Annotated in this window: 3 protein-coding genes; all 3 read left to right on the top strand. The window is 64.1% G+C overall.

Annotated elements, in window-relative coordinates; genetic code table 11:
• The first annotated feature begins 46 nt into the window (after nt 1–46).
• The 3 genes from C7451_RS19525 (at nt 47) to C7451_RS19515 (ending at nt 4,224) form a co-directional block, all read left to right on the top strand.
• The gene (locus C7451_RS19525; RefSeq protein ID WP_010339850.1) at nt 47–523 is read left to right on the top strand and encodes a YkgB family protein; all 477 of its coding nucleotides are present in this window, start codon (nt 47–49) and stop codon (nt 521–523) included.
• 133 nt (nt 524–656) lie between these two features.
• Complete coding sequence (locus tag C7451_RS19520) at nt 657–1,241, top strand: recombinase family protein (RefSeq protein WP_010339849.1); 585 nt, start codon at nt 657–659, stop codon at nt 1,239–1,241.
• Nucleotides 1,242–1,245: 4 nt separating this feature from the next.
• Nucleotides 1,246–4,224, top strand: a complete 2,979-nt coding sequence (locus C7451_RS19515; protein ID WP_012449407.1) for a Tn3-like element ISMpo10 family transposase — start codon at nt 1,246–1,248, stop codon at nt 4,222–4,224.
• Nucleotides 4,225–4,257: the final 33 nt, after the last annotated feature.

The raw sequence follows: 4,257 nt of genomic DNA, 5'->3' as shown, positions 1-4,257 counted from the left end.
TCTAAGCATGAAGGCAGGTCATGCGCCATGATGAAAGCGAGGCACCATGTTTTCGACATTACACATAGCTGAAAAGACGACCGGCTCTCGCGGGTCTCTCGCGTTGCTGCGCTGGGCGCTGGTGGTCATCTTTCTCTGGTTCGGTTGCATGAAATTCACGAGCTATGAAGCGATGGGCATCGCGCCATTGATGAAGAACAGTCCGATCATGAGCTGGATTCCGGCCGTTTTTGGGGTGCAGGGTGGAAGCTATTTTATAGGCACCGTCGAGCTCGCGACGGCCGCTGCGCTGATTATCGGTGCTTTCAACAAGACGGCCTCCGCTCTCGGCGCGGCGATGTCATGCCTGACTTATGCCGTGACACTGACGTTTTTCCTGAGCACGCCTGGCGTCGCCGAGCCGACCGCTGGCGGGTTCCCGGCGATTTCGGCCGGAACCGGACAGTTCCTGTTGAAGGACCTGGTGCTTCTTGCGGCATCAGCGTGCCTTCTACTTGCGTCCATACGGACAGCAGACGCGTGACGGCAAACAGGTGATAGGCGACGCTCCGGACCTGCGCTTTTGCCGAACCATACCCGCCTCAGCCCATAACGATCGACAAACCCTGTCGCTTTGATAGGGTGTTCGAAAACATGCTTTCGAGGGTTTGTCGTACATGCTGGTCGGATATATGCGGGTGTCAACGACCGATGACCGCCAAACGGTCGATCTCCAGCGGGACGCGCTCGTCGCAACCGGGGTCGATCATCGGCATCTCCATACCGACAAGGCATCCGGCGCGCGCGACGACCGACCAGGCCTGAAAGCCTGCCTCGACTATCTGAACGCGGGCGACACACTGATCGTGTGGAAGCTCGACCGGCTCGGACGCTCGCTGCCGCACCTGCTGACGATCGTCACCGATCTGAAGGCGCGCGGCATCGCGTTCCGGTCGCTGACCGAGCAGATGGATACGACCACGCCGCACGGCGAATTGCTGTTCTCGCTGTTCGGTGCATTGGCACAATATGAGCGTGCGCTCACGCGCGAACGGGTGATGGCGGGACTGGCTGCTGCCAAACGCCGGGGACGCCAAGGTGGCCGCCCGCCGATGATCGACGCCGAAACGCTCGAGCGGATCACCGCCGCGCTGGATGGCGGGGCCAGCAAGGCGTCCGTCTGCCGGACCTTCAAGGTGCCGCGTTCGACCCTTCTCGGCACGCTTGCCCGGATCGGCTGGACCGCACCGGCCAAGGTCTAAGCCGATGCCGCGTCGCGCCGTCCTGTCGGACGAGCAACGCGCGGCGTTGCTCGCGCTTCCCGACGACGAAACCCTGCTCGTCCAGCACTGGACATTGAGCCGGGACGACTTGGCCATCATCGTCCGCCGGAGGCGACCGCATAACCGGCTGGGTTTCGCGATCCAGCTTTGCGCGCTGCGCTATCCTGGCCGTTTCCTGCGACCCGGTGAACTGATCCCTGATACGCCGCTCGCGTTCGTCGCAGAGCAATTGCAGGTCGGACCCGAGGTGCTGGCCGACTACGCGACGCGCGGCCCGACCCGGTACGAACAGCTCGATGCACTGCGCGATGCATTCGGCTTCATGCCGCTCAGTCGGCCGCTGCGAACGACGTTGCAGGAATGGCTCCTGCCGATCGCGCTGACGACGACCAGCGGGGCTAGGCTGGCGCGCGTGATGCTGGATGAGTGCCGGCGACGGCGCATCATTGTGCCGGGCATCAGTTCGGTCGAGCGGATGGTCGCACAGGCGTTGCTCGATGCCGAACGCCATGTCGCCGAGCATCTGACCCGAGGACTCGATGCTCGACAGCGCCGGCTGCTCGATGCGCTTCTCCTGCCCCACACAGGCACGAACTTGAGCGATCTGGCCTGGGTGCGGCAGTCACCCGGCAAGCCCGGCCGAAAGACATTCGCCGCCATCATCGAGCGACTGACACTGCTTCGGGCCATCGGGATCGATCCGGATATCGCCGTAGGCGTCCATCCCGAGCGCCTCCGACGCCTGTGCCAGGAAGGCGTGCGGCTGACCGCGCAACATGTTCGGACGCTGCAAGCGACGCGGCGTCGCGCCACATTGGTGGCGACCATCCTCGAAACCATCGTTACCCTCACCGACGATGCGGTGCTGATGTTCGATCGCCTGCTTGGGCAGATGTTCCGGCGCGAACAGAACAGCGCGGACACGACACTCAAGCGCAACCGGCGCACCATCAACGGCAAAATCCGGCTGCTTGCCCAACTCGGCGCTGCCTTGCTCGCCGCCAAGATATCAGGTGGCGATATCGGCGCTGCGGTCGAGGCAGCGATCGGATGGAATGATCTCGGCCGCGAGGTCGATGAAGCCCGCAAGCTGATCCGCCCCGATTCGGTCGATCCCGTCGCGGTCGCCGCGACCAATTACCCCGTCCTCCGACAGGTCGGTCCCTCGTTCATCGCCTCGTTCACATTCGGGGCGGTGCCAGCCTGCCATGCGCTCGCGCGAGCGGTCGCGATCATGCGCGACCTTCATTTTGGTCATCTGCGCAAATTGCCTGCAGGCACGCCAGTCGGCTTCATCCGGCAAGCTTGGCGTCGGGCGATCGGCACCGGCATTCCCGATCGCAGGATCTATGAATTGTGCGTGCTGGTCGAGCTTCGCGACCGGCTTCGCGCCGGCGACATGTGGGTCGAGGGAAGCCGACGCTATCGTGCTGTCGAGCAGCAACTCATTCCTGCCCCCGTATTCGCCAACATGCGCGCGGCCGGCCCCTTGCCGATACCGGCACCGGATACGGCCGATATCTGGCTGGCCGAACGACGCGCCCGCCTCGCCCGTCGATTGGCCGAGGTCGAGCGAAAGGCGGAGACGGACGCGCTGGAAGACGTGCAGCTCAGCTTGGGCAGGCTGCGGATTTCGCCCTTGAAGGCGATTACTCCCGAGGAATCCGATACCGCCCTTGCGCCGCTCTATGCGCATCTGCCCGCGATCCGCATCACCGACCTTCTTGCCGAAGTCGATCGATGGACCGGGTTCAGCCAGTGCTTCACGCATCTGCAAAGTGGCCGTGCCGCGGATGAACCACGTGCGATCCTCACGGCGGTGCTCGCCGATGCCACCAATCTGGGCCATACGCGCATGGCGGAAGCCTGCAATCTCGTGACCCAGCGCCAACTCGGTTGGCTCGCCTCGTGGCATCTGCGCGAGGAAACCTACGGTCGCGCGCTCGCCCGGCTTGTCGACGCCCAACACACCGCGCCGCTGGCCGCGCTGTTCGGGTCCGGCACCTCGTCCAGCTCAGACGGTCAGAACTTTCCGCTCGACCGCCGCGCCCAGGCAACCGGCGCAGTCAATCCGCACAAGGGGACAGAGCCGGCTGTCTCCTTTTACAGCCACGTCTCGGATCGCTACGCGCCGTTCCATTCCACAGTTATCTCCGCTTCGGCGAGCGAGGCGGCACAGGTGCTCGACGGGCTGCTCCACCACGGCGCCGATCTGCACATCGAAGAGCATCACGTCGATGGCGGGGGCGTCTCCGACCATGTGTTCGCGCTATGTCATCTGCTTGGGTTCCGGTTCGCGCCGCGTATCCCGAATATCGCCGCACGCCGTTTGCACCTGTTTAACGGCATCGAACCCGGCCCCGATATTGCGCCGCTGGTCGCGGGCCGCATCGACGAAGGTCTGATCGAGGCACACTGGGACGACGTGCTGCGACTGGGAACCTCGATCCGCACAGGCGTCGTCAGCGCCTCGATCATGCTGGAACGGCTCGGCTCCTATCCACGCGCCAACGGCCTGGCACTGGCGTTGCGCGAGATCGGTCGCGTCGAGCGTACCCTGTTCACGCTCGACTGGATCGAGCAGCCCGAACAGCGTCGCCGCGCCACCCGCGAACTCAACAAGGGAGAAGCGGAAAATGCCCTGAAACGCGCCATCTTCTTCCATCGCATCGGCCGTATCCGCGATCATGCGCTGCAAGCCCAAAGCCATCGGGCGAGCGCGCTGAACCTCGTCGCCGGTGCCATCGTCCTGTGGAACACGACCTACCTGCAAGCCGCCCGGATGCATCTCGCCAACCTCGGCCGGCCGGTCCCGCCGGACCTGCTGCAACACCTATCACCGCTCGGTTGGCAGCATATCAATCTCACCGGCGATTACCTCTGGACCGATCCCGATGCGCCATCCACCGCGCTCAGACCGCTTCGCCAGATGCGCGCCGTCGAAGGCACGGCAAAACCTTAGCGTATATCTGGGTCCGTTCTGTGTACCGACCCC

Source organism: Blastomonas natatoria, from assembly GCF_003201955.1.
Taxonomy (GTDB): Bacteria; Pseudomonadota; Alphaproteobacteria; order Sphingomonadales; family Sphingomonadaceae; genus Blastomonas; species Blastomonas natatoria.
The sequence above is the reverse complement of the archived record's forward strand: the minus strand, read 5'-3'. Positions and strand labels throughout refer to the sequence as shown.